This window comes from Rhizobium sp. Nf11,1 (assembly GCF_050587665.1).
Taxonomy (GTDB): Bacteria; Pseudomonadota; Alphaproteobacteria; order Rhizobiales; family Rhizobiaceae; genus Rhizobium.
On sequence record NZ_JBOBHU010000013.1, the window covers coordinates 149,056 to 173,578 of the forward strand.

Below are 24,523 nucleotides of genomic sequence, written 5' to 3' on the forward strand. Positions count from 1 at the left end.
ATGTCTTCGAGAGGAAGGCGCATGCTGTTCGGACAATCGGTATTTCAATCAGTGCTCGAGCGGCTGAGGGCGGAAGAAGAACCGCCCGAAGAGACGCAAGCGCCGGCTGCCCACCGCGTATCCGGGCTTGCCACCGGCCTCGCATTCGATGTCATGCAAGGCATCTCGGTCGCCTCGCAGCGGATTGGCGAAGCCTATTTCGATAATCTGGGCGGCGGGCCTGCGGCCGAGGAGGCTCCCCCACCGCAGCCGGAGCCCGTCATGCCGAACCATCTCGCCCGCATTGCCCCCGAAGAGATCGCCATCGAACTGGCGATCGCTGCCGCCGATACCCAACAGACGCTGAACGAGAAGCGGCGCGCCTTTGCCAAGGCCAATCATCCTGATGGTGTCGCGGCACCTTTCCGCGACAATGCCAACAGGCGCATGATGGTCGCCAATCTGCTGATCGACGAGGCGCTGCGCCGCCTGCCGCGTAGCTGAAAACTGTCTCCCATGCAGGCAAATTTTCCGGGCTTTGAGGAGCCGTCGATTTGCGACAGCTATATGGGCTGCTTTTCAGTTGCGTCAATGGATTCGACCTCGGCTACGGAAGTGATTAACAAGCTCAGCTTAGGCCTGGCGATCCTGCTTATCGTCGGATACGCGCTGGGGCTGCCGTTGACTCTCAAGACGCATCGGGAGTCTTTTGCTGCCGCCGAGCATGCCGCGACCGACGAAACCCCGTGGCCGATTGGGCTGGCGCTGTCCACGCTGGCCGGCGTAACGATACTGGTCGCGCTGGTCAGCGAGATCTTCGTCGAGTCGGTGCAGGAGGCTGCCAAGGTTTTTGGAATGACACCTGCCTTCGTCGGTTTCATCGTCGTCGCACTGGTGGGCGGCGCAGCCGAAATGGCTTCGGCATTTTCCGGTGCACGAAGGCTTAAATTTTGCGAAAGGCTTAGCAGACCAGCTGCTGACGAAGCTGATGAAAGCGGAAAATCTTGTCGTGCTCGGACCCGATCGGCGCCGGGTGCCCAACCAATCATTCCACAGTTCAATCTGCAGGGAAGCGTGGTTATCGAGGGATCGGCCTTTCCTGGAGTCTGACGAAGCCCATCAAGGATGTCTCCATAGCCTAGCGTTTCAGATCATATGTTTGATGGGATGCGCGAAGCTCCGCCAAGGTTTTGCCGACGCAGGTGCCTCCACCTTCGCCGCCGATCGCCTTGGCCTTGCCGTCAAGCGTGATCGTGCCGGCGATGCGTTCGGACGCCTGATAGGTTGCAACGCCATCCTGCGAGATGCGTGACAAGTAGAAGGTGTGGTAGGTTTCATTGTACTTGCACTGGATGACCAAAGGAAATTGCTCAACCAGATCGTCCTGCGCCTGTACGACGAGTAGAAAGGTCACCAGCCACAGCAGACCCGCAACGCATGTAGTGACCGCGGCATTCGATCTCCGGCCGAATAAGTATCTCATTGTTCAACCCCTCTTTGAACGATCGAGCTTCAATCCATCGCGGCTTTTGCTTCCGTGCTTCTGCATAACCTTATTCCCGAAGCGCCCCCGACGTCCGGGCGAAATGCGTCAGGTGGTGAGCGCGATGAGCGCATCACGATCCAGAAGGCGAACGACACGCTGCAGCTTGCCTTTCAGGCAAAGGACGCCTTTTTCGCGGAGTTTCGTGAAGCAGCGGGCAACCGTCTCGACTGTCAGCCCGAGATAGTCGGCGACATCGCTGCGCGACATCATCATGTCGAATTCCAGATCTTTCGGATGACGGTCGGCCATTTCACAAACGAAAGCCGCGACCCGCTTCAGCGCACTTTGCTCAGTGATGACGAGCTGCTTGTGCTGCGCCTTTGCGAGGTTCGTCAGGGCGATGTGAAGAAGGTCGACAGGGACGACCGCGTTCTGGTTGGTTCGAAAAGGTCTGATGGAGGCATCGCAGACGGCTTCCGCGAAGTCGGTGCGAACTTTCCCGCTTTCAAGGCCGAACCATTCGCCCTCGCCGCAGAATGACAGGATATATCGCTGTCCGCTGGACGTCAGGCGGTAAATCCGCACCGCGCCGGTTTCGACCTGATAGATTGCGAGTGCATATTCGCCTTCGCTGTAGATTGTCTCGTTGGCCTTCAGCCTGATCGACTGATCCTTGGTTGTTGCGACAGAAGTTCCAGGGTGACGGCCAGGAACTGCCGGTTGCCTCATGGCCGCGTGGTGTTGAAGCATATGCATCGCCCCCCAATCGTCTGGCAACATAACCAATCGCCGTTTGCCCCGATATTCGAGACACCCCTTAAGTATCGCTACTGAAGCCAGACCCCGAGAGTTGTGTGAGGCGGTGACGGGCCTAACGGGCATGCGTCCAAGCTCCATGATCGGACAGGGCCTTGGCAGTTTCGACCGGCTGTGCTGCCGTGTCCAGTGTGATGGCCATCCGCATGAGTTCCGCCAGATTACGTGCGCCCATTTTGGCCATCACGTTGGCGCGGTGGACTTCGACCGTACGTGCGCTGATACCAAGATGATAGGCGATCATCTTGTTCTGCAGGCCATCAAGCACACCGGTCAGAACCTGGTGTTCGCGCTCCGTGAGCTGGCGAAGACGCGCTGCAACGCTCTCGGAATCAGCGATGGCTCCGCCCGGGCGCCTCTGTCCCACCGCCGCGTTGATCGCCGCTATAAGCGCCTCGTCTCCGACGGGTTTTTCAAGGAATTCGGATGCGCCCGCCTTCATCGCCCGGACGGCGGCGGCGATGTCGCCCTGACCGGTAATGACAATGACCGGAACGTTCAGCCTGAAACGGCGCAGACGCTGGAGCAGTTCGATGCCATCGACATCGGGCATGCGCAGGTCCGTCACGAGGCAGCTTCGTCCCGAAAGCGGCAATAGTTCCAGAAAGGCTTGGGCAGAGCTATGCGTGCGAACCGCGAAACCTGCCGAGGCCAACAGAAACGTCAAAGATCGCCTGAGCGACTCCTCGTCATCGACGAGATGGATCGTGAGGTCGTTTGCCATTGGTTGTTGTCTCCACCAGCGGAAGGGAAAACGAAAGGATTGAACCGCCATCCATTCGATTGCGCGCGCTTATGCGACCGCCATGCGCCTCGATGATGCGCTTGGACAATGCCAGGCCCATGCCGAGGCCACGCGGTTTGCTAGTCACGAAGGGACGAAACAGCGCCTCTTCGATGTCGATCGCAATTCCGCAGCCATTGTCGGTTACGTCGACAATGAGACGGGATAAATCGTCGGTTCTGGTTCGGATGGCAATATGCGGCTGCGCGATAGCGTCGGTAGCCTCCACGGCATTGCGAACAAGGTTGGTCAGCACCTGCGCGATCTGGACGCGGTTGGCAAGCACAGCGTCCCGCTCCGCTTCGAGCTGAAACTCGGCGCAAAGGCCTTTTCGCTGCGATCCGGCAAGCGCGAATGCCGTCGCCTCATGAATAAGCGCGTGCATCGCCTCGATCTTTCTCTCGTCGGCGCCACGCTTGGCGAATTCCCTGATGTTCTGCACGATCTTTCCCGCCCACAGGGCGTGCTGCGTAATCTCGGACAGGGCTTCACGGAGGTCTTCGCCATGGCCGCGACGATCCTTGGTCAGAAGCCGCCCGCAACCTTGCGCGTATGCGGCGATCGACGCCAGCGGCTGGGCAAGTTCATGAGCCAGGGTCGATGTCATTTCCCCGAGCGCAACTATTCTGGCGATGCGGGCAAGCTCCCGCTGAAGCTCCTGGACACGCTGCAAAGTCTCGCGTTCGGTGCGGAAGTCCTCGAAGATCACCGCAGAGAAGTGTCCTTTGCTGTCCTGCTCCCTGATGATCGTCAGGGCCGTCGGAAATTGAGCGCCGCTCCTGGTGATCGCCACGCCGGACCGCACCACGCCCCGGTCCGCCCAGCGTCCCTTCAACGAAACATCCGGTGTCGGATACCAGACGAAGTCGATGTCCTGACCGAGCAATTCGTCTTCCTCATAACCGAACAACGCCACGGCAGCCCTGTTGCAGGCCGAAATCCGGTGGTGGTCGGTAATGAAGAACACAGCGTCCGGGAGGTGTTCATAGAATTGCCGGATCCAGTCCACCGACGGTCCGCTGTCGTCCTCACGCAAATTTCCCGGCCGGTCGCGGCCTGTCATCCGAGCTTCCATGAATGAGGTTCGTCCCGCGACGTCCGGGTCAACGCGATCGCATTCGTCGACATGCGGCGCCTCCATCTTGATAGACATGATGGTTCCCTCCGCCCTTTGAGGACCAGTCGGCCCTTGATGGGCTTAGCCTCTCACAATGACTTGAGACATTAACACCTTTGGGAAATGGGACGGTGTAGTATCGCGTAGCCTCTATGGGTGTCCCGTGCCGATTGCTGGTCGAAAACCCTAGTCTTCCTTGTGTTTTGCCTCCGCTCCCTCCATTGATCCGGCTCAATGCCGCGGGTCTATTCTTCCGCTACTCTGGCAGCAAATGGGCTCACGGCCACTTGAGGAGCAGGAAGATGAAGAAGATTGCCCTTGCTATTGCCATTTCGACCGCCGCGCTGGTTGCGGCGCCTGTCGACGCCCAGCAGACCCGCAAGGAATACCGGCGCATGAACTGGGCCGAGAACCTGCCGGGGCACATCAAAACCTATCATGACAAGCGGTTTTCAATCGTCAGCTTTCGAACGGCGGTTGAAGTGGGCGCCATGCCTTCGCCTGGCAGCGAAGAACATGTGAAGGAAATCCGGGCGGCTATCCGTTCCAACCCTTGGCTCGTCCAGCAATTGAAGGCCAAGAAGCTGACGCCCAACCAAATAGAATGGGTGACGCGCGCCCGTAACGGTAACCTGACCTTCTATATTGAGTGAATGTTGCCGAAGCCACAGGGCCTCATCGTCTAACGGAAGGGCGGAACAATGATGTCGTTGCGCCGCCGCCTGCAAAGCGCCGGCTGGGGAACCAATGCTGGACGTGCGACCGGCCTGCCTAAGAACAGCCCCGTATCCGGTCGACGCTCGTGCACCATCGGGGAGGGTTCGGTGAAGTGGCGGTTGGTCGTCGAAGCTCCATTCGAAGAGGATATCGAACTCGCAGTCATCGACGGCGATGGTATCCACGCCCTGGTTTTTCCATGCCAGCGCCTGGCGCGCGGATGGGCCAATGCCTTGACGGGCGAGATCCTGGACGTTCATCCCACCCATTGGCGCGCATGGCAGATACGGCCAGACGATGGGTCCGATCTTCACTGAGCGACGGCATATTCCGGGTGCTGAGGGCCGGAGTCACGAATGCTGCACCGCACCTTGTCTGCAATCAATGACATGAGTGGACCGGCCAAAATAATCTAACGCTGTTCAAAGAGCCGGCGGCGCGGCCGCTATCCCCGTTGCTGGAAGGAGGACCACATGCGTGGTTTCGGTGTTCATTCTGAGGTCGGAAAACTGAGAACCGTCATGGTCTGCCGACCATCTTTGGCTCATCAGCGCCTGACGCCTGCAAACTGCCATGATCTGCTTTTTGACGATGTCCTCTGGGTCCATGAGGCCCAGAAGGACCATTATGATTTCGTCCTGAAGATGCAGGAAAGAGGAGTGGAGGTCCTCGAACTCCACGATCTGCTCGGTCAGGCCCTCGCCAACAAGCAGGCGCGCGATTTCATCCTGGACCGGCGCATCACCCCGAATGTGCTTGGCTCGCAGGTTGCCGAAGCAATGCGTCCGTGGCTCGATGAAATGCCGGCTACGCAACTTGCCGCTTTCATGATCGGTGGCATCGCGATCTCCGACCTACCTGACGTCAAGGCCAAGGCGTTGATGCTCAGCGCCCTGCCGGAAAGCGATTTCGTCATCCCGCCCATTCCCAACACACTATTCCAGCGCGATCCCTCCTGCTGGATCTATAACGGCGTGACCTGCAACCCGATGTTCTGGCCGGCGCGACGCGCCGAGACACTGATTCAGCGTGCCATCTACAAGTTTCATCCGATCTTCCAGGGCGGCGATTTCCAGATCTGGTGGGGTGACGCCGATCATCAATTCGCCAATGCCTCGATGGAAGGCGGCGACGTCATGCCGATCGGGAACGGCACGGTGTTGATCGGCATGGGCGAGCGCACCACCTATCAGGCGGTCGGCCAGGTGGCTCAGGCCCTTTTCAGAAGCAACGCGGCGAAGCGAGTGATCGGCTGCCTGATGCCGAAGAGCCGCGCGGCAATGCATCTCGACACGGTTTTCAGCTTCTGCGACCGCGACGTCGTCACACTGTTTGCCGAGGTCGTCGATCAGATCCGTTGCTACAGCATGCATCCCAAGGACGACGACGGCACATTCGAGATCCATCCAGAAAATGCGCCGATGCTCGATGTCGTCGCCGAAGCGCTTGATCTGCCGAAGCTGCGCACCGTCGAGACCGGAGGCAACTCCTACCAGGCCGAACGCGAACAATGGGACGACGGCAACAATGTCGTGGCGCTCGAGCCCGGCGTCGTCGTTGCCTACGACCGAAACACCTATACGAATACGCTGCTGCGCAAGGCGGGCGTCGAGGTCATCACCATCCGCGGCTCCGAACTCGGACGCGGTCGCGGTGGCGGGCACTGCATGACGTGCCCGATCTGGCGCGATCCCGCTTACTGACCGTTTCCATCCACGAACCAGACCGACGGAGCAAGACCATGAGTTTCAATCTGCGCAATCGATCGCTTCTGACCGTGCAGGACTATACGCCGCGAGAATTCCGCTATCTCCTCGATCTCGCCCGCGACCTGAAACGGGCCAAATATGCCCGCACCGAGCAGGAGCATCTGAAGGGCAAGGAAATCTGCCTGATCTTCGAAAAAACCTCGACAAGAACGAGGTGCGCCTTCGAAGTCGCCTGCTCTGACCAAGGCGCCAATGTAACCTATCTCGATCCATCGGGATCGCAGATCGGGCACAAGGAATCCTTCAAGGACACGGCGCGGGTGCTGGGGCGCATGTATGACGCGATCGAATATCGTGGCTCCGCACAGAAGGGCGTGGAGACGCTGGCAAAATACGCCGGCGTGCCCGTCTATAACGGTCTGACCGATGAATATCATCCGACGCAGATGATCGCCGACGTCATGACCATGCGCGAACATAGCGACAAGCCGATCGCGCAAATTAAATATGCATATGTCGGCGACACGCGCTCGAATATGGGGCATTCGCTGCTGATCGTCGGCTGCCTTCTCGGCATGGATGTGCGTATCTGCGGGCCGAGATCACTGTGGCCCTCGGAAGAATACATGAAGATCGCCAGGGATTTGCAGCAGGCTTCGGGTGCCCGGCTGCTGGTCACCGAAGATCCGCGAGAGGCCGTCAAGGACGTGGATTTCATCCATACGGATGTCTGGGTTTCGATGGGCGAGCCGAAGGACGTCTGGCGCGAACGCATCAAGCTGCTCACCCCCTACCAGGTCAATCAGGACCTGATGAAGGCGACCGGCAATCCGCAGACCAAGTTCATGCATTGCCTGCCGGCATTTCATGACACCGAGACGACGCTCGGCAAGCAGATCGCCGAAGATTACGGCATGGACAACGGGCTTGAAGTGACCAACGACGTCTTCGAATCCGAAGCCAATGTCGCCTTCGAACAGGCGGAAAACCGCCTGCACACGATCAAGGCCCTGCTCGTAGCAACCCTGGGAGACTAGCATGCGTGTGGTCATTGCGCTTGGCGGCAATGCGCTTCTCCGGCGCGGGGAAGCGATGACCGCCGATACACAGAGGCGGAACGCGCGCATCGCCGCCGAGGCGATTGCGCCCTTGGCGGCCGAACACGAGATCGTCGTAACCCACGGCAATGGCCCTCAGGTCGGGCTGCTTGCGCTCCAGGGGGCGGCCTACAAACCAGAGGAGGCCTATCCGCTCGATGTTCTCGGCGCCGAGACCGAGGGCATGATCGGCTATATGCTGGAACAGGAACTCGGCAATCTCCTGCCGTTCGAGCAACCTCTGGCAACGCTTCTTACAATGGTGGAAGTCGACGCCGATGATCCCGGTTTCCGGAACCCTACCAAGTTCGTCGGACCGGTCTACGACAAGGGCGAGGCGGATCGGATCCGCACGGAGAAGGGTTGGGTGTTCAAGCAGGACGGCGAAAAATGGCGTCGCGTTGTCGCCTCGCCGGCGCCGAAGCGCATCTTCGAGACCCGGCCCGTGCGCTGGCTTCTGGAGCAGCGCACCATCGTCATCTGTGCAGGCGGCGGCGGAATTCCAACGATGTACGAAAAGGGCGCTGATCGAAAACTGATCGGCGTCGAGGCCGTGATCGACAAGGATCTGTGCTCGGAACTGCTGGCGCGAGAACTCCAGGCCGATCTTTTGATCATGGCGACGGATGCCGAGGCAGTGTGCATCGATTGGGGCAAGCCGTCCCAGAAGGCGATCCACCGCGCTCGTCCTGACGATCTCGCCCAGTTCTCCTTCCCGGCCGGCTCTATGGGCCCGAAGGTCGATGCTGCCTGCCATTTTGCCCGGGCAAACGGCAAGACGGCCGCAATCGGCTCTCTTGCCGAAATCGCCGGGATGGTGCGCGGCGACCGCGGGACGATCATCAACGAGCGTTTCGACACCCTGAGCTGGCATGCCTGAGGGCCTGGTCGATCAGGCAAACTTATCCTGAGACGGCAGCGGTTGCGTTACGGCGCTCGCTGCCGTCTCCTTGTCTGTCGCGCCAGCCGCATTGCGTCTTTGCCAGACATAGACGGGGATGCCGAGCATCAGCAGCACGAGGCCGTAGAGCACCGGTTCGGCGCCGGAGCCGTAAAGGGTAAAGATCGCAAAGAGGAACGCGATGAGTTCGATCACGCTCACTCGCGGCATTCGCCCATCAGTCATGCCCGCGACAAGGCTTCCGGCAAGCGCGCAGAAAGCATAGGGAACGACGGCGGCCATGGTGCTCAGCCCGACCATCAGCCGATAGACGGCGGCAAAGCCTTCGGAACCGAGCGCCTGGACGAGCACGAGGAGCGTTGCGAACGAGGCCGAGATGATCATGCCCCACGCCGGCACGCCTCGTGGGGAGAGCCGGGCAAACAGCGGCGGAAACAGCCCGTCTCGGGCAGCAGCCATCGGAACCTGCCCCATCAGCAAGGTCCAGCCGTTGAGCGCGCCGATCGAGGAGACCAGAACCGCAAGCGAGATCGCCAGTTCGCCGGGCCGTCCCCACATGATCCCAGCCGCCTGGGAAAATGGCGCAACCGACTGAACAAGCTGTTCACGGGGCACGAGGCCCATCACCACGATTGTGCCAAGCACATAAAGGGCAGCGGCGATGGAAATGCCGAGGACGGTCGATCGCGGGATTGTCCGCTCCGCATTCTCCACGTCGCCGGCTGGAACGGTCGCTGATTCCAGCCCCAGATAGGCAAACATGGTGAGAGGCGCCAGTGTCGCAAAGGACTGCAGCAACGGCTGACCGCTCGGATTGAATTCGGCGAAATGCGAGGTATCGATGTAGAGAAGGCCGATGATAGCAACGGCGCCGAAGGGCAGCAGTTTAGCGTAAGTCGTGACCTGCGCGAAGACACCGGCCGCGTGAACGCCGCGAAGATTGACGAGCACGATCGCCCAGATTACGCCGAGCGTCAGGACGGTCGCGGCGAAGCGATTGGCAAGGGTAGGGAAGAGATCCACCATCACGCCGGCGAAGGCAATAGCGATAACGGGCAGCGATGTCCATATCGAGATCCAATAGCCCCAGGCGATCAGAAAGCCGGCGAAATCGCCATAGGCGAGCCGTGTATAAGCGTAGGGGCCACCGACAGCGGGCACGAGGCTCGCCAGGCGCGCGAAGGTCAGGCCCAGGCAAATCGCGCCGGCGCCCATGATGATCCAGACGATAATCGCAAGGTTGCCGTAGGGCGCGACAGCGGCCGGTGAAAGATAAAAGCCCGAGCCCACCATATTGCCGACCACGATGGCGGTGCAGGCAGCAAGTCCGAGGCTCTTGCCATTTTGCGACGTTGTCATGAGCTTCCCCCCGCGAGCCGGCTGCCCGGAGCCGATGTCTCTGCGGACCGCCTTCAAGCCGTAATTGTCGTAGCAAAAACCGGCTGCCGCAATCCGGATCAATGCGTAGTCTGGCGGGCTGGTGTAGCCTTCGTCATCGAGATAAAGCTGCTAAAGCACGTCGGATGAGGGGCGGAGCGGAGGTGAAGTCGACGATGCTGAGCGAGCAAGGGTTTCTCCGGACATCGATTGCAGCGACCGTCGTGGTCGCTACGCTTGGCGTCGTCTTCGGCATTTTTTCCGGCTCCTTCTCGATCGCCTTCGACGGCGTTTATTCGCTGGCTGATGCGGCGATGACCGGACTGGCGCTCTGGGTTTCCAGCCTGATCCTGAAGTCGACGCAGAGCGACGCTCGATCCGGCAGAATCCGGAACCGCTTCACCATGGGATTCTGGCATCTCGAGCCCATCGTGCTGATGCTCAACGGCTGCCTGTTGATGACGGTTGGCATCTATGCGCTGATCAGCGCGATCATCAGCATCTTAAACGGCGGTCACGAACTGCGCTTCGGCGTGGCGATCGCCTATTCTGCGGCGACCCTGCTCGTTTGCGCCGCCATGGCCTTCCTCGGCGTCAGAGTGAACGCCCACACCAAATCCGATTTCATCTCGCTCGACATCAAGGCCTGGATCATGTCGGGCGGCATTGCGCTTGCCCTGCTCATTGCATTCCTAATTGGCATGGCCGTGCAGGCGACCCCGGCTGCCTGGCTTGCTAGCTATATGGACCCGGCGGTTCTGGCGCTGGTCTGCCTCATCATTATTCCGCTTCCGATTGGCGTCGTTTGGAGGTCGTTGACGGAGATCCTGCTGATCGCCCCTGTCGACCTCCAGGAGCACGTCGATCGTGTCGCCTCGGAAACGGTCCGCCGCCTCGGCTTCCTCTACCACCGCTCCTATGTTGCCCGGGTCGGCCGCGCGATGCAGATCGAACTGTATTTCATCGTCCCTCAAGGGCTTCCTGCAAAGACCGTGGAGGAGTGGGACGCGCTCCGCGACGAGATAGGGGACGCGATCGGCGACGAAAGCGCCAATCGCTGGCTGACGATCGCCTTCACCGCCGATGCGGAGTGGGCCGAATAGCCTATTCAAAATCCAAGTTCCCCCGGCGACGTCGAAATGCTTCGGGTCACCTTGATTGCAATCAAGGACGCTGCACGACCCGTAATGTACGATCCTCCAACCTGAGATGCACGCGGGCTGCATGGCGGCCGCAGCCTTTGACGTCCGGTTCTGGAGGAACGCATGGAATTCCAGATGGCATTTCCGATAGCCGTTATCGACGAGGATTTTGACGGCAAGAGCGCTGCCGGACGGGGTATGCGGGATCTCGCTGCCGCCATCGAAAGGGAAGGGTTCCGGATCGTTTCCGGCGTTTCCTATGAGGATGCCCGCCGTCTCGTCCATGTCTTCAACACAGAGTCCTGCTGGCTGGTCTCCGTCGACGGCACCGAAGACAAGACAACGCGCTGGCAGGTGCTGGTAGAGGTGCTCGCTGCGAAGCGGCAGAGGAACGACCGCCTGCCGATCTTCCTCTTCGGCGACGACACGACGGCGGAAGACGTGCCGGCGCCGGTGTTGCGCCATGCCAATGCCTTCTTCCGGCTGTTCGAGGATTCGGCGGAATTCATGGCGCGCTCCATCGCGCAGGCCGCCCGCAACTATCTCGAGCGGCTGCCACCGCCGATGTTCAAGGCGCTGATGGATTATACGCTGGAAGGCGCTTATTCATGGCATACGCCCGGCCATGGCGGTGGCGTCGCCTTTCGCAAGAGCCCGGTGGGCCAGCTCTTCTACACGTTCTTCGGCGAAAATACGCTGCGATCCGATATTTCCGTATCGGTCGGCAGCATCGGTTCGCTTCTCGATCACGTCGGGCCGATCGCCGAGGGCGAGCGCAATGCCGCGCGCATCTTCGGTACCGACGAAACTCTCTTCGTCGTCGGCGGCACGTCGACTGCCAACAAGATCATATGGCACGGCATGGTCGGGCGCGGCGATCTCGTGCTGTGCGACCGCAACTGCCACAAATCAATCCTGCATTCCCTCATCATGACGGGCGCCACCCCAATCTATCTGACGCCGTCGCGCAATGGACTCGGCATCATCGGTCCGATCTCGAAGGATCAGTTCACGCCTGAAGCGATCGCCAGCAAGATCGCCGCCAGCCCCTTTGCCGGACAGACCAGCGGCAAAGTCCGGCTGATGGTCATCACCAACTCGACCTATGATGGCCTCTGCTACAATGTCGATGCGATCAAGGCGTCGCTCGGCGACGCGGTGGAGGTGCTGCATTTCGACGAAGCCTGGTACGCCTATGCCAATTTCCACGAATTCTACGATGGCTTTCACGGGATCTCGTCGAACCGGCCTACCCGATCGCAAAACGCCATTACGTTTGCCACGCACTCGACGCACAAGCTGCTGGCCGCCCTTTCCCAGGCATCGATGATCCATATCCAGCATGCCGAGACCAAGCGTCTCGACATCACCCGCTTCAACGAAGCCTTCATGATGCATACCTCGACCTCGCCGCAATATGGCATCATCGCCTCCTGCGATGTCGCGGCCGCCATGATGGAACAGCCAGCCGGCCGCGCCCTGGTGCAGGAGACGATTGATGAGGCGATCAGCTTCCGCCGGGCGATGAACGCGGTGAGGAAACAGACGGAAGGCACCTGGTGGTTTGACGTCTGGGAGCCGACGGCTGCCGGGCAGACGCCGAGCGATACCCGTGCCGATTGGGTCCTGAAGCCGGATGATGCCTGGCATGGTTTTGCCGGCCTTGCCGAAAACCATGTCATGGTCGACCCGATCAAGGTCACCATCCTGTCGCCGGGTCTCTCGGCGAGCGGAGTGATGGATGAGCACGGCATACCGGCTGCCGTTATCACCAAGTTCCTGTCGTCTCGGCGCATTGAGATCGAAAAAACCGGTCTCTATTCCTTCCTCGTGCTTTTCTCGATGGGTATTACCCGCGGCAAATGGAGCACGCTGATCACTGAGCTCCTCAATTTCAAGGATCTCTATGATGCCAACGCGCCGTTGACGCGAGCGCTGCCCGCGCTCGCCGCCGCGCATCAGGAAGCCTATGCCGGCATGGGGTTGAAAGATCTCTGCGCGCAGATCCATGCGATCTACCGCAAAGATGACGTCCCGAAGGCGCAGCGCGAGATGTACACTGTCCTGCCCGAAATGGCATTGCGTCCGGCGGACGCCTATGACCGGCTGGTCAAAGGCAGGATCGAGAGCGTCGAGATTAACAATCTCATGAACCGCATCCTCGCCGTGATGATCGTTCCCTATCCGCCGGGAATTCCGCTGATCATGCCCGGCGAGAGGATCACCCAATCGACGAAATCGATTCAGGATTACCTGCTCTACGCCCGCGATTTCGATCGCAAGTTCCCCGGTTTCGAAACCGATATCCATGGTCTTCGCTTCGCTCCCGGCGACGGCGGACGCCGCTATCTCGTCGATTGCATTGCAGAGGAGGCGCCAGAATGATCCCGCGCGATGTGAAGTCTCCAACGGTCGCCATACCGTTCCACAAGCTGCTGAAAATTGTCGCCGTCATCGACCGCGACAATCCCCAGGCACAGGAGCTGGTGGCGCAGATCACCGCTCAGGGCTTCGAGGTGGAAGTGCGGGGCGACTATTCAGCCGATGTGTCCGAGGATGCTGACGTCGGTGCCTATATCGGCTCGGTCGAAGGCGGCCTGCTGCTTCCGGCACGCAGTTTCCTGCGGTCCGTCAGGGATATCGGCTTTCGCACGCCCATCTGGGCGATGGCCGATACACTGACGATCGGGGACATGGATGTCGTGGAAATGGCTGGCGAAGTGGACGGGTTCGTCTACCTCGGTCAGCAGACACCAGTCTTCTATGCCAAGCAGATCGTGTCCAGCGCCGTCAACTACGGCAAATCGCTGCTCCCGCCATTCTTCGGCGGCATGATGGCCTATGATGGCGAAGCCAATATCGCCTTTGATTGCCCAGGGCACCAGGGCGGCCAGTTCTATCGAAAGTCGCCGGCTGGCCAGCTCTTCTTCAAATATTTCGGCGAAAGCATTTTCCGCAACGACCTCTGCAATGCAGATGTCGATCTCGGCGATCTGCTCATCCATGAAGGGCCTGCCGTCGAAGCTCAGAAAGCGGCGGCGCGCATCTTCGGCGCCGACCGGACCTATTTCATCCTGAACGGTACGAGCACCTCCAACAAGGTGGTGGCGAACGCAGTGTTGCGTAGCGGCGATCTCGTGCTCTTCGATCGCAACAATCACAAGTCGCTGCACCAGGGTGCCCTCGTACAGTCCGGCGCAATCCCGATCTTTCTGCCGACCGCCCGCAATTCCTTCGGCATGATCGGCGCTGTCGACTGGGCGGCCTGGGACGAGGCCTGGCTGCGGCAAAAAATAGAGGAACATCCACTCGTCACCGACAAGAGCCGTGCGCAGGCGGAGAGGCCTTTCCGTCTGGCCTGCATCCAGCTCGCGACCTATGACGGCACGATCTACAATGTCGCCCAGGTGATGGAGAAGCTCGGCCATCTCTGCGACTACGTGCTGTGGGACGAGGCCTGGATCGGCTACAATGCCTTCCACCCCCTCTTTGAGGGTCACAGCCCGATGCGTCTTAAGGACCTCAGGGCTGATATGCCCGGGCTGTTCTCCACGCAATCGGTGCATAAGCAGGGCGCCGGCTTCTCGCAGGCATCGCAAATCCACAAGCGCGACGAACATATCAGCGGCCAGCGCCGCTTTGTCGAACATAAGCGGTTTAATGAATCGCTGCTGATGCATGTGTCGACGTCTCCCTTCTATCCGTTGTTCGCCTCGCTCGATGTCAATGCCAAGGTGCATGAGGGCAAGGCCGGCGAGATGCTCTGGGACCGCTGCATCGAGCTCGGAATCGAGGTTCGCAAGAAGCTGCGCGGTTTCGTGGAGCACTACGAAACCAAGGCTGCGCCCCCGGAAGAGCAGTGGTTCTTCGATCCTTTCGTGCCGGACAGGGTGACGGTTTCGCGCTCGAAGCACACCAGCGACCTTGCCGCCGCCAAGTGGGAAGACGTCCCGACGGAGGTGCTGAAACGCGAGCAGCAATGCTGGCGTTTCGATCCGGAGGCCAGCTGGCACGGTTATTCAGGTTACGCGCCAGGCTACACCATGGTCGATCCCAACAAGCTTGCGATACTGACACCCGGCATCGACCGTAAGACCGGCGAATATCGCGACTTCGGCATTCCGGCGACCGTTGTCGCCAACTATCTGCGCGAGCAGCGGGTCGTGGCGGAAAAATGCGACTTGAACAGCCTGCTCTTTTTGCTGACGCCGGCTGAAGACGAGAGCAAGCTGAACACGCTGGTCGCCAAGCTCGTCAAGTTCAAAAATCTGTGGGATCGCGACGCACCCTTGCCAGAAGTGCTGCCGACCGTCTTTGCGGCCAATCGCGAGCGTTACGCCGGCTACAGCGTCCGCCAGGTCTGCCGGGAGATGCATTCCTTCTATCGCGAGGCGGGTGTCAAGGAGCTGCAGCGCCTGTGCTTCCGCTCCGAAAGCTTCCCGGAACCGGCAATCGCACCCAAACAGGCCTATGAGGCACTCGTCGCCAACAATGTCGACTATGTGCCGCTGACGGAAGCCGCGGGCCGCATCTCGGCAACCTTGGCGCTGATCTATCCGCCCGGTATCGGCGTGATCGTGCCTGGAGAACGCTGGGACGAGAGGGCGCGGCCGATGCGGGACTATTTCCTCGCCTTCGAAGAATCCTTCAACCGCTTCCCCGGCTTCAATTACGAGGTCCAAGGCGTGTTCCAGGAGCGGATCGATGGGCGGATCAAGTTCCACACATATGTCGTGCGCGAGTAGGGCTGCAAAGCGGTTTCGCGATGACGACATGTGTGAAAACAGAGAGTTAAAGTGTGAGCCAAGCGAAGCTGCAGGATCGCGACGCGCTTTAGGGAGGATTACGTCATGACCGACAACACGATGCATCTTGCGGCCGAGGCCACGACCAAGAAAAAGATGAACCTGGTGCAGCTCACCTTTATCGTCGCCGTCAACATGATGGGGTCGGGGATCATCATGCTGCCTGCCAATATGGCGCAGGTCGGCGCGATCTCGCTGCTTTCCTGGCTCGTGACCGCGATCGGCTCGATGGCGATCGCCTATGGCTTCGCCCAGGCCGGACTGTTCAACCAGCGGCCTGGAGGCATGTCCGCCTATGCGGAGGATGCCTATGGGAAGGACGGCTATTTCATGGTGTTCTTCCTGTATTTCCTGTCGCTTGCTGTCGGCAACGTGGCGATCGGCATCTCGGCCGTCGGCTACCTTGCTGGCTTCTTTCCGGTGCTAACCTCGACCCCGATCATGACCTGCCTGGCGCTGATCGTGCTTTTATGGCTGACCACGGCCGCCAATTTCGGCGGGCCGCGCATTACCGGCCGAATTGGCTCGGTCACTGTTTGGGGCGTCATCCTTCCCGTCGGCCTGCTGTCGATCCTCGGCTGGCTGTGGTTCAGCTCCAGCACCTTCGCTGCCGCCTGGAATCCGCAAGGCCTGACGCTTGCGCAAGGCATGGGATCGAGTATCTCGCTTACGCTCTGGGCCTTTCTCGGCATGGAGTCTGCGGCGCAGAATTCCGATGCCGTCGAAAATCCCAAGCGTGACGTACCGCTCGCCTGCATGTTCGGCACGCTGGGCGCCGCCGTCATCTACATCCTGTCGACGACGGTCATTCAAGGCATCGTGCCTAATGCGGATCTCGCTACCTCCACGGGACCCTTCGCACTCGCCTATGCCACCATGTTCAATTCCACCATTGGTTCCATCGTCATGGCGCTTGCCGTGCTGGCCTGCCTTGGCTCGCTACTCGGATGGCAGTTTACGATCGCGCAGACGGCGAAAACCGCCGCCGACGAGCGAATGTTCCCATCGATATTCTCGCGGGTGAACGATATGGGGGCACCCATGGCCGGCATGATCATTCTCGGCATCGTGCAGACATGTCTTGCCTTGATGACCATATCGCCGACCTTGAGCGAACAGTTCTCAGCACTGGTCAATTTGGCCGTCGTCACCAACGTGCTGCCCTATATCATCGCGCTTTCGTCGCTGTTCGTCATGATGAAGGCTGCCCGCGTGCCACAGCCGAAATACCGGCTGAATGCGACCATCGCCCTGGTCGGGATGGCCTACAGCGTCTTCGCCATCTATGCCTCCGGAAAGGATGCGGTGCTCGGCGGCATGATCGTCACAGGCATCGGCTTCATCATCTACGGCTTGATCGCCCCGCGTTTCGCCAGCGGCACGAACCGGCTTCCGGCCGAGTAACAGAGGAGGATCAGACATGTCACGAAAAAATGCTCGGTGGGCGGGTATCACCGCCTCTGTCCTCGCCGCAACGGCTTTGTTTGCCCTCAGCACGCCCACGCAGGCTCAGACGCTCGATCGCGTCAGAACAAGCAGCGCGCTGAAGCTCGGCTACGATCCGGATGCGAGGCCCTTTTCCTTCAATGGCGAACAGGGACGGCCGGATGGCTATGCCGTCGCCCTCTGCAACAAGATTGCCGATAGCCTGAGGGCACAGCTGAACCTGCCGAAGCTCGATGTCGAATGGGTTTCGCTTTCAGGCGACGTCAAGACACGAGCGATAGAGAGCGGTACGGCTGATATTGTCTGCGGTGCGGAGCCGGTGACATTGACGCGCCGGCAGCAGGTCTCGTTTTCCATCCCGATCTTCCCGAGCGGCACCGGCGCGCTCCTGAGCGCCAGCTCGCCGCTGGCTTTGCGGGAAGTGCTGCAATATGGTGAACCTTCGACCCGTCCCGTCTGGCGCGGTTCACCGGCGCGCACGATCCTCGAGCACAAGACCTTCTCCTCGATTGCCGGCACGACGAGCGAAGGCTGGCTAAGCGACAGGATCAAGACTTTTCAGCTCGCTGCGACGGCTGCGCCGGTCGACAATTACCAGCAGGGGATCGAGCGCGTCGTAGATGGCAGTTCGGCGGTGCTCTTCGGCGACATGCCGATCCTGATGGATGCAGCCGCCCGCAGTGACAATTCCGGCAATCTGATCGTCCTGCAGCGCCATTTCACCTACGAACCGCTCGGCCTTGAGCTCGCGCGCGGCGATGAGGACTTCCGCCTTGCCGTCGATCGCGCGCTCAGCCAGGCCTATGCCGGGCCGGATTTCCGGACATTCTTCACAACCTGGTTCGGGCCGCCGGACGAAGCGACCGTGACATTCTTCCGGCAAACAGCGCTGCCGGAATAGCACTGCAACGGATCGAGCCGCCAAACACGTGGCGTGCTCCGGAGCTGGACATATTGATCTGCAAACCCGCTGAACGGCTGAAGCAACTGAACGGGAGCGATGGGGTGAGTCTTCTCTGGAAAGAAATCCGTCACAACCCCATGCTGTGGCTGCTCGCTGCGGTGCCGGTGGTCTTCGTCGCTGCGAGCGTTGCCCCCGAGGCCCATACGCTGCTCTTCATCCTGTCGGTGCTTGCCGTGATACCCCTAGCCGGGCTCCTCAGTCATGCGACTGAGTCCGTTGCGGCGAAAACCGGCGACGCCGCTGGCGGACTGCTCAATGCCACGCTTGGCAATCTGACGGAGCTCGTCATCGCGCTGACGGCCTTAAGTGCAGGACAATATACGCTGGTAAAATCATCGGTTGCCGGTGCGATCGTCACCAACACCTTGTTCATGCTGGGGGCATCGTTTTTGCTCGGCGGTCTCAAACATCACAGTCAGGAATTCAACCGCGCCAATGCGCGGCTTCAGGCCGGCCTGCTCTTCCTCGCCACCATCGGCCTGCTGATGCCTTCGGCGGTTGCGTCAATGGATTCGACCTCGGCTATGGAAGTGATCAACAAGCTCAGCTTAGGCTTGGCCATCCTGCTTATCGTCGGATACGCGCTGGGACTGCTGTTCACCCTCAAGACGCATCGGGAGTTTTTTGCTGCCGCCGAGCACGCCGAGAGCGACGAAACCCCGTGGCCGATCGGGGTGGCGCTGACCACACTCGCCGGTGTGACGATACTGGTCGCGCTGGTCAGCGAAGTCTTCGTCGAGTCGGTGCAGGAGGCTGCCAAGGTTTTTGGAATGACGCCCGCCTTTGTCGGTTTCATCGTCGTAGCACTGGTGGGCGGCGCAGCCGAAATGGCTTCGGCATTTTCCGGTGCACGCAAGAACCGCCTCGACCTGAGCGTGGGCATAGCGCTTGGAAGCGCCTCGCAGATAGCCCTCTTCGTGGCGCCCGTGCTGGTGCTGTTGAGCTACGTCATCGGGCCGACGCCGATGGATCTGCAGTTTTCTCCGGGCGTGGTCGTCATGGTTTTGCTGGCGACCATGACGGCGATGTTCGTCACCAACAGCGGGCGTTCAGCGTGGTTCGTCGGCATATTGGTGCTGATGGTTTACATGATCTTCGCCACGACTTTGTATGTTTTGCCCGATCGGGGGTCTTGAGGCCGCATAATGGCTTGGCAAACAAACTGCGAGATCGACGTGAGGCTCGGTTGCCGGCGATAATGCTGCGTAAGTCTGACGAATGCCCTGATCCAACTGCAGGAAGGCCGGAAGGTGTCGGTAAGAGCTGGCCGAAAGTCGAGCCATAGACGAATGCGGCGCCTGTTTTTCATCGCGCTCGCAACGCAGCTTCGTGTGATCTGGCCAATCGTGTCAGGGATCGTCTCCCTGATGGTCGGATCCGGGCTTGCAATCTGGCGTATCGAAAACTGGCGCATTGACGAAGCCATGTATTTCACTTTCGTCACCGGCCTGACGATCGGCTACGGCGATTTTACCCCCAAACATGTCACGTCGCGGATATTGGCGCTGGTGATCGGCTTTGCGGGCATCGTGCTGACCGGCGTCGTCGCGGCCGTTACGGTGAAAGCGCTGAATGCGGACGACCAGGAGCCTTGATTCCTGCTCTGCTACGCTATTGCAACGGCGTCGCCGGCGGCCGGACTTAGTTCTCAATCAGTGCGCAAGACGCGCCCGGGAGTGCCGCTCAGTTACGTATTGCTACGGAAGTCCAGAGCCATCAGCGGGTGTATAAGGCAACAGGTAGCGTCGCGGGAGGGCTCGATGGTATCGGATGAGGGAAGAACCAGCCCCGCACCTCACGATCCCGCAGCCGTTCGCGAGCAGCTCGATCGCATCCTCGCCAGTCCCGAATTTCATGCTCCCGAGCGTGGGAGGCGTTTCCTGCAATATATCGTCGAAGAGATGCTGGAAGGACGCGGCGAACAGCTCAAGGCCTATACGATTGCGCAGGCGGTTTTCGGGCGCGACGCCTCTTTCGATGCTCAGAATGACCCGGTCGTGCGCATCGAGGCGGGGCGGATCCGCCGCGCGCTCGAGCGATATTACCTCGTCAGCGGAAGAAGCGATCCGATCGGGATAACCATCCCCAAAGGAGGCTATTCGCCGCATTTTTCAAGCACCAATGGCACCTCGAATTCCGGCGTTGGAACGAATTCGCAAAACCCCGGAAACAAGCAGGGCGGTCTTGATCGGCCGATCGCCTATCGCGATCTTCTGCTGCCGATTGGCCTACCGGCGCTGTTGGGCGTGATCGCGATTCTGGCTATCATCCGCCCGTTGGAAGAATATTTTTCAAGGCCAAAGGCGCCGCCGGCGCCCGCCGCGTCGACGCTTGCAAGCAAGGCCAGCATCGTCGTCGAGCCCTTCGCGGCTCTCGGCGGCAGCTCCGAAGGCTTAAATTTTGCGAAAGGCTTAGCAGACCAGCTGCTGACGAAGCTGATGAAAGCGGAAAATCTTGTCGTGCTCGGGCCCGATCGGCTGGGTGCCCAACCGATCGTTCCACAGTTCAATCTGCAGGGAAGCGTGGTTATCGAGGGATCGGCCCTTCATCTGCATGTCCGCCTGATCAATGGCGCCGACGGCACGGTCATATGGGCAAATCGATATGATCGCGAGCTCCAAGGCCGGACCATTCTCGATATCGAGGACGAGATCGCCATGCAAATCGCTCTGGAAATCTCGGAAAGCCGCAAGCAGAGCACCACACCGCCCGATCGATAAGCGCCTTATTTTGCCGCGGTGGCGTCGATATCAAGCCCCGAGGCACGCAATCCGTTCAGCAAGCGCTCCTGATCTTCAGGCCGTTGCAAGCGCAGCGAAACTTCCTCGCGGATATTGACCATCAATGCCGGCGCATGGGTATAAAGCCAGCGCTTTTCCGCTTCGGCTTCCTCGGTCTTGCCGGCGGCCCCGAGAATGGATAGCAGGACGAGACGATGGACAGGGTTCGAGCCGAGATCGGATTTTCGCGACCAGCGCTCCGCCTGTTCGAGATCGCCTTTGATGAATGCACAGAGCGCCATGCCGGCTTCATAATATCCGCTGGGACCGACGCCTCTGTTGAGGGCGATCGAGAGTAGTTCGCAGCCTGACTGCCATTTCCCGGAAAGCGCCAGTCGATAGCCATATTCGCCCGCGACTTCGACGTCGCTGGGATTGGCGGCGTAGGCCGCCGTGCCAGCCTTCAGCGCCTTGTCGACATCTCCCTGGAAGAAGCCCACCAACATCAGTGCCTGCAGAACCCGGGGATCGCTGGGCGCGAGTGATGCCGCCCTCTCCACCGCAGCGTTTGCCATTTCGAGCGGTCGAACCGAAGAGGGGGTGCTGAGCTTGTAGCGAAACCGCACCTCATCAAGATAGACCATGGAAAGCAATGTCCAGGAAGCAACGTTATCGGGGAACCGCTGTGTCGCCAGCCGGAGGCATTCCAGTGCGGCAGCGTGGCTTTGCGCGGTCATGGCCTGACGGTAGCTGTAATAGGCGCGCGTGCAGGCATAGTCATCCTGGTCGCCATTCTGCGCTGGTCCGACGATCTTATCCGTCTCGGTTTGAAGGATGGCGCCATTAGGATGCGCGATAGCGGTGGAAATCTGCCGGGAGATGTTGGCTTGGATGACGAGCTTGTTCTCGGCTTGAAGATCGGCATCGAAATTTCTGGCCCAGATGACCGCGCCATCTGATTGGCGCACGAGCCTCGCTGAGGCGCGCAACCTGCTTTTGTCGAGCTGGACATTGCCGTGGAGCGAGTAGTCGGCAACGGCGGCCTGTCCGCCGCGTAGCGGATCGGCAACGACGATGATGTCGTCGATCCGGGCAAGCTGACCGATTACATCGTCCCTCAGGCCGTGAGCGATGTCCGAACCGGCGCCGGCGGAGCCGCTTTCGGAAAAGAATTCGACGAGCACCTTCGGATGGGCGCTCGCCAGCGGCAGCGTCGCAGTCGGTCGCCCGTTCCAAACAGACAGCGCAATTGCAAGGGCCAAGGCGAAGACCCCAAACCCCACTGATATGACGATCCCGAAGCCCCGAGCTGCCGACAACGTCGAAGCACGCATCGTGCTACGAGGGCTGTCTTGGACGTTGAGCTCTGCAGCCTGAGGTTCTTCCGGATTTATCGAGGACGGAGGCGGGACTTCCTGTGCATATTCGAAATGCGGCACATATCCGCCTTTGGGCACGGTGATGACGACCTCGTCCGTGCGGCCTGCGACGAGGTAATAACGCTCGAGCGCCTTTCTGATCCGACCGGCCTCGATCCGGACGACAGGATCATTCTGCGGGTCAAACGAAGCCTCGCGGCCAAAAACAACATTCGCTATCGTAAAAGCTTTCAGGAACCCCGATCGGCCGGCGAGCGTCTCGTTGACGACGAACTCGAGGAAATCCCGCCCCCGCTTCGGCGCATGAAATTCCTCGCTTGCGAGAATTCGCTCGACCTGACGGCAGATTTCATCAACCGTCGGCTCGAGACTGCCCAAAACATTGACCTTTGCGTTCCTCATGATCGCCCCACGACAAGTCACGCAATTATCTAAGCCCGTTCTAATACATCATACCGCGCCAGCCTTTGGTTGCAAGTTTTGCTTTGGGATTCGCGCAGAACGCCCCCAAATTTGGGCGCGGACCGTTCTTGGCGCGGATGAGCGGCGCCGATTGTCCGCTACCGAACTAATGTTGTCTTTCTGATACAGTTAATGTTACCTCGGGAACAATCCGGCACCTTTCTGACTTCGTGTCAATTGCAGGACGCGGTACCAATGCGGAGCTAGTTCATGAGCCAAGAACGCGGCCGCAGAAAACTGATGTTGCGGCTTCCGGATATCCGCCATCTGCTGGCGGATATAACCAACGAGACCCTCGGAGAACTGTTCGAGGCCTACGATCTTGCAGTCGATGCGCTGGATCGGTTCCGGACCCAGAGCCCGAGAGAAGACAGGCTCGTTGCGGAATATGAGGAGCTCTGTCGCGACATAGAGCAGGAGGTCGTGGTCTACTGTACCAACAGGTAGACACGCCGAAGAAGACTATCCGGCGCGCTCGACCTCAAGGGCCGGCGCGCGATCATGTTTTGATCCTTCCGTCATTGCCGCAGGCCAGGCCCAGGCTCTCAGCAGCTCGTAGAAGACGCTGAGCACTACCGGCCCCAGAAAAAGCCCCAGCAGCCCGTGGGACAGAGTGCCGCCGATCACGCCGATCAGAATGACGGGCATGGGAGTCGAGAGGCCTCTCGCCATCAGGATCGGCTTCAGGACGTTGTCGACGATCGAGATCGGCACGGCAAGGCAGGTAAAGGCAAAGGCGCTGGCGAACGGCCAGGAGAACCAGGCCCAGATGACGAGGGGCAGGAGCACCAGCGCTGGCCCCAGTTGCATGACGCATAGTACGAAGACGACGAAGGTCAGCGCGCCACGCGCTGGAACGTCGAAGACGGCAAAACACAGTCCGCAAAGCAGGGTCTGCAGGAAAGCCACGCCGATAACACCGCGCGAGACATTCCGGACCGTGGTTCCCGACAGCCGGGCGAAACCGACGCCCTTGTCGCCCGCGACCCGGCTTGCCAGAATCTGTATCGCTGCCGCCAGGCGCGTTGACTGGGTGAGGAACAGGCCGGAGAGCATGATAGAGACGACGAAACTCAATACACCGCCGCCGATCGAGGCAAGCTTTGTGACCACTGCGCCCATGACCTCACGGATGGGCGCCTGAAACTTGATGATCGTCGATGCCAGATCGCCGGCAAGGCGGTTCCAAATGTCATGGAGCCGCTCACCGACAACCGGCCAATCCCTGATGGCGTCAGGCGCTGCCGGCAGGGTAAATTCTCCCGTTCGTAACTTGCCGATCAACGCCTCTGCGGTGTCGGCGAAATTGACCGCTACAAGGGCGAGCGGCGCGATGATCAGGACGAGGCAACCGGCGACGATGACGATGGCGGCGATCACCGGCCGGTTTCCGATCAGTCGCGAGAGCGTCGCAAACATCGGAAAGAGAGCGACGGCGAGGATGGCGGCCCAGATGAGAATAAGCGCGAAAGGAGCAATCAGCGTCATCGTCCAATAAGCGAAAAGGCCGATAATGCCCAGACGGACGAGATCGCTTACTCTCGCCTCTATCGAAATCTGACCTGCGCCGGTCCCTTGCGTTGTCGTATCGGCTGTCTGCTCCATCGTCGCATCCGTCGGGT

At 60.1% G+C, this 24,523-nt stretch carries 22 protein-coding genes and 1 pseudogene; 16 read left to right on the forward strand and 7 right to left on the reverse strand.

Annotated elements, in window-relative coordinates; all coding sequences use genetic code 11:
• The first annotated feature begins 21 nt into the window (after positions 1-21).
• Complete coding sequence (locus tag ACQ7C1_RS20110) at positions 22-483, forward strand: hypothetical protein (RefSeq protein WP_430959562.1); 462 nt, start codon at positions 22-24, stop codon at positions 481-483.
• A 111-nt stretch (positions 484-594) separates the two neighbouring features.
• A pseudogene (locus ACQ7C1_RS20115) lies at positions 595-921 on the forward strand (calcium/proton exchanger); the annotation flags it as partial.
• Positions 922-1,117: 196 nt separating this feature from the next.
• On the opposite strand, the gene ACQ7C1_RS20120 reads toward ACQ7C1_RS20115, so the two are convergent.
• From ACQ7C1_RS20120 to ACQ7C1_RS20135, 4 genes are all read right to left on the reverse strand, one after another.
• Positions 1,118-1,462 (reverse strand): hypothetical protein, encoded by a 345-nt coding sequence (locus ACQ7C1_RS20120; protein ID WP_430959563.1) that lies wholly within the window; start codon positions 1,460-1,462, stop codon positions 1,118-1,120.
• Between the two features lie 108 nt (positions 1,463-1,570).
• Positions 1,571-2,215: a helix-turn-helix domain-containing protein gene (locus ACQ7C1_RS20125; protein ID WP_430959564.1), complete on the reverse strand. Its 645-nt coding sequence runs from the start codon at positions 2,213-2,215 to the stop codon at positions 1,571-1,573.
• 121 nt (positions 2,216-2,336) lie between these two features.
• On the reverse strand, positions 2,337-3,005 hold the full coding sequence (gene fixJ, locus ACQ7C1_RS20130) for a response regulator FixJ (RefSeq protein WP_430959565.1): 669 nt from the start codon (positions 3,003-3,005) through the stop codon (positions 2,337-2,339).
• Entirely contained in the window at positions 2,971-4,218 is a 1,248-nt protein-coding gene (locus ACQ7C1_RS20135; RefSeq protein ID WP_221113377.1) for a sensor histidine kinase, read from the reverse strand. Before ACQ7C1_RS20135 ends, fixJ begins: the two co-directional genes overlap by 35 nt.
• A gap of 266 nt (positions 4,219-4,484) precedes the next feature.
• On the opposite strand from ACQ7C1_RS20135, the gene ACQ7C1_RS20140 reads away from it, so the two are divergent.
• The 5 genes from ACQ7C1_RS20140 (at position 4,485) to arcC (ending at position 8,585) form a co-directional block, all read left to right on the forward strand.
• Positions 4,485-4,835, forward strand: coding sequence for a hypothetical protein (locus tag ACQ7C1_RS20140; RefSeq protein ID WP_097597040.1), 351 nt, complete (start codon positions 4,485-4,487; stop codon positions 4,833-4,835).
• 171 nt (positions 4,836-5,006) lie between these two features.
• Positions 5,007-5,216, forward strand: a complete 210-nt coding sequence (locus tag ACQ7C1_RS20145) for a hypothetical protein (protein WP_097597041.1) — start codon at positions 5,007-5,009, stop codon at positions 5,214-5,216.
• Between the two features lie 156 nt (positions 5,217-5,372).
• Complete coding sequence (gene arcA, locus ACQ7C1_RS20150) at positions 5,373-6,602, forward strand: arginine deiminase (RefSeq protein WP_221113378.1); 1,230 nt, start codon at positions 5,373-5,375, stop codon at positions 6,600-6,602.
• A 38-nt stretch (positions 6,603-6,640) separates the two neighbouring features.
• A complete protein-coding gene (locus ACQ7C1_RS20155) occupies positions 6,641-7,645 on the forward strand; it encodes an ornithine carbamoyltransferase (protein ID WP_221113379.1) in 1,005 nt (334 codons plus the stop codon).
• Position 7,646: 1 nt separating this feature from the next.
• Positions 7,647-8,585 (forward strand): carbamate kinase, encoded by a 939-nt coding sequence (gene arcC / locus ACQ7C1_RS20160; RefSeq protein WP_430959566.1) that lies wholly within the window; start codon positions 7,647-7,649, stop codon positions 8,583-8,585.
• A 12-nt stretch (positions 8,586-8,597) separates the two neighbouring features.
• Here arcC and ACQ7C1_RS20165 read toward each other — a convergent pair whose 3' ends face one another.
• A complete protein-coding gene (locus ACQ7C1_RS20165; protein WP_221113380.1) occupies positions 8,598-9,965 on the reverse strand; it encodes an amino acid permease in 1,368 nt (455 codons plus the stop codon).
• 194 nt (positions 9,966-10,159) lie between these two features.
• On the opposite strand from ACQ7C1_RS20165, the gene ACQ7C1_RS20170 reads away from it, so the two are divergent.
• From ACQ7C1_RS20170 to ACQ7C1_RS20205, 8 genes are all read left to right on the forward strand, one after another.
• A complete protein-coding gene (locus tag ACQ7C1_RS20170) occupies positions 10,160-11,086 on the forward strand; it encodes a cation diffusion facilitator family transporter (protein ID WP_430959586.1) in 927 nt (308 codons plus the stop codon).
• A gap of 162 nt (positions 11,087-11,248) precedes the next feature.
• The gene (locus tag ACQ7C1_RS20175) at positions 11,249-13,510 is read left to right on the forward strand and encodes an Orn/Lys/Arg decarboxylase N-terminal domain-containing protein (RefSeq protein WP_430959567.1); all 2,262 of its coding nucleotides are present in this window, start codon (positions 11,249-11,251) and stop codon (positions 13,508-13,510) included.
• Positions 13,507-15,870 (forward strand): ornithine decarboxylase, encoded by a 2,364-nt coding sequence (speC, locus tag ACQ7C1_RS20180; RefSeq protein ID WP_430959568.1) that lies wholly within the window; start codon positions 13,507-13,509, stop codon positions 15,868-15,870. The genes ACQ7C1_RS20175 and speC overlap by 4 nt, the downstream gene beginning before the upstream one ends.
• Positions 15,871-15,975: 105 nt before the next feature.
• Positions 15,976-17,334 (forward strand): putrescine-ornithine antiporter, encoded by a 1,359-nt coding sequence (gene potE, locus ACQ7C1_RS20185; RefSeq protein ID WP_430959569.1) that lies wholly within the window; start codon positions 15,976-15,978, stop codon positions 17,332-17,334.
• 16 nt (positions 17,335-17,350) lie between these two features.
• The gene (locus tag ACQ7C1_RS20190) at positions 17,351-18,277 is read left to right on the forward strand and encodes an amino acid ABC transporter substrate-binding protein (protein WP_183699301.1); all 927 of its coding nucleotides are present in this window, start codon (positions 17,351-17,353) and stop codon (positions 18,275-18,277) included.
• 104 nt (positions 18,278-18,381) lie between these two features.
• Positions 18,382-19,476, forward strand: coding sequence for a calcium/proton exchanger (gene cax / locus ACQ7C1_RS20195; RefSeq protein ID WP_430959587.1), 1,095 nt, complete (start codon positions 18,382-18,384; stop codon positions 19,474-19,476).
• 153 nt (positions 19,477-19,629) lie between these two features.
• Positions 19,630-19,935 carry a potassium channel family protein gene (locus ACQ7C1_RS20200; protein WP_097597051.1) on the forward strand — a complete coding sequence of 102 codons (306 nt, stop codon included), beginning with the start codon at positions 19,630-19,632 and terminating at the stop codon, positions 19,933-19,935.
• Between the two features lie 165 nt (positions 19,936-20,100).
• On the forward strand, positions 20,101-21,060 hold the full coding sequence (locus tag ACQ7C1_RS20205) for a hypothetical protein (RefSeq protein ID WP_430959570.1): 960 nt from the start codon (positions 20,101-20,103) through the stop codon (positions 21,058-21,060).
• Positions 21,061-21,065: 5 nt separating this feature from the next.
• Here ACQ7C1_RS20205 and ACQ7C1_RS20210 read toward each other — a convergent pair whose 3' ends face one another.
• On the reverse strand, positions 21,066-22,841 hold the full coding sequence (locus ACQ7C1_RS20210; RefSeq protein ID WP_430959571.1) for a hypothetical protein: 1,776 nt from the start codon (positions 22,839-22,841) through the stop codon (positions 21,066-21,068).
• 270 nt (positions 22,842-23,111) lie between these two features.
• Here ACQ7C1_RS20210 and ACQ7C1_RS20215 point away from each other — a divergent pair, with 270 nt between their 5' ends.
• Positions 23,112-23,348: a hypothetical protein gene (locus ACQ7C1_RS20215; RefSeq protein WP_097597054.1), complete on the forward strand. Its 237-nt coding sequence runs from the start codon at positions 23,112-23,114 to the stop codon at positions 23,346-23,348.
• A gap of 15 nt (positions 23,349-23,363) precedes the next feature.
• Here ACQ7C1_RS20215 and ACQ7C1_RS20220 read toward each other — a convergent pair whose 3' ends face one another.
• Positions 23,364-24,506, reverse strand: a complete 1,143-nt coding sequence (locus ACQ7C1_RS20220) for an AI-2E family transporter (protein ID WP_221113386.1) — start codon at positions 24,504-24,506, stop codon at positions 23,364-23,366.
• Positions 24,507-24,523: the final 17 nt, after the last annotated feature.

Bases quoted from the DNA above. Each gene is read 5' to 3' on its own strand.
- speC (WP_430959568.1), top strand. From the start codon at position 13,507: ATGATCCCGCGCGATGTGAAGTCTCCAACGGTCGCCATACCGTTCCAC.
- ACQ7C1_RS20215 (WP_097597054.1), top strand. From the start codon at position 23,112: ATGAGCCAAGAACGCGGCCGCAGAAAACTGATGTTGCGGCTTCCGGAT.
- ACQ7C1_RS20110 (WP_430959562.1), top strand. From the start codon at position 22: ATGCTGTTCGGACAATCGGTATTTCAATCAGTGCTCGAGCGGCTGAGG.
- ACQ7C1_RS20140 (WP_097597040.1), top strand. From the start codon at position 4,485: ATGAAGAAGATTGCCCTTGCTATTGCCATTTCGACCGCCGCGCTGGTT.
- arcA (WP_221113378.1), top strand. From the start codon at position 5,373: ATGCGTGGTTTCGGTGTTCATTCTGAGGTCGGAAAACTGAGAACCGTC.
- potE (WP_430959569.1), top strand. From the start codon at position 15,976: ATGACCGACAACACGATGCATCTTGCGGCCGAGGCCACGACCAAGAAA.
- ACQ7C1_RS20155 (WP_221113379.1), top strand. From the start codon at position 6,641: ATGAGTTTCAATCTGCGCAATCGATCGCTTCTGACCGTGCAGGACTAT.
- ACQ7C1_RS20170 (WP_430959586.1), top strand. From the start codon at position 10,160: ATGCTGAGCGAGCAAGGGTTTCTCCGGACATCGATTGCAGCGACCGTC.
- ACQ7C1_RS20210 (WP_430959571.1), bottom strand. From the start codon at position 22,841: ATGAGGAACGCAAAGGTCAATGTTTTGGGCAGTCTCGAGCCGACGGTT.
- ACQ7C1_RS20175 (WP_430959567.1), top strand. From the start codon at position 11,249: ATGGAATTCCAGATGGCATTTCCGATAGCCGTTATCGACGAGGATTTT.
- arcC (WP_430959566.1), top strand. From the start codon at position 7,647: ATGCGTGTGGTCATTGCGCTTGGCGGCAATGCGCTTCTCCGGCGCGGG.
- ACQ7C1_RS20190 (WP_183699301.1), top strand. From the start codon at position 17,351: ATGTCACGAAAAAATGCTCGGTGGGCGGGTATCACCGCCTCTGTCCTC.
- ACQ7C1_RS20120 (WP_430959563.1), bottom strand. From the start codon at position 1,462: ATGAGATACTTATTCGGCCGGAGATCGAATGCCGCGGTCACTACATGC.
- ACQ7C1_RS20125 (WP_430959564.1), bottom strand. From the start codon at position 2,215: ATGCTTCAACACCACGCGGCCATGAGGCAACCGGCAGTTCCTGGCCGT.
- ACQ7C1_RS20135 (WP_221113377.1), bottom strand. From the start codon at position 4,218: ATGTCTATCAAGATGGAGGCGCCGCATGTCGACGAATGCGATCGCGTT.
- ACQ7C1_RS20200 (WP_097597051.1), top strand. From the start codon at position 19,630: ATGCGGCGCCTGTTTTTCATCGCGCTCGCAACGCAGCTTCGTGTGATC.
- fixJ (WP_430959565.1), bottom strand. From the start codon at position 3,005: ATGGCAAACGACCTCACGATCCATCTCGTCGATGACGAGGAGTCGCTC.
- ACQ7C1_RS20165 (WP_221113380.1), bottom strand. From the start codon at position 9,965: ATGACAACGTCGCAAAATGGCAAGAGCCTCGGACTTGCTGCCTGCACC.
- ACQ7C1_RS20220 (WP_221113386.1), bottom strand. From the start codon at position 24,506: ATGGAGCAGACAGCCGATACGACAACGCAAGGGACCGGCGCAGGTCAG.
- ACQ7C1_RS20205 (WP_430959570.1), top strand. From the start codon at position 20,101: ATGGTATCGGATGAGGGAAGAACCAGCCCCGCACCTCACGATCCCGCA.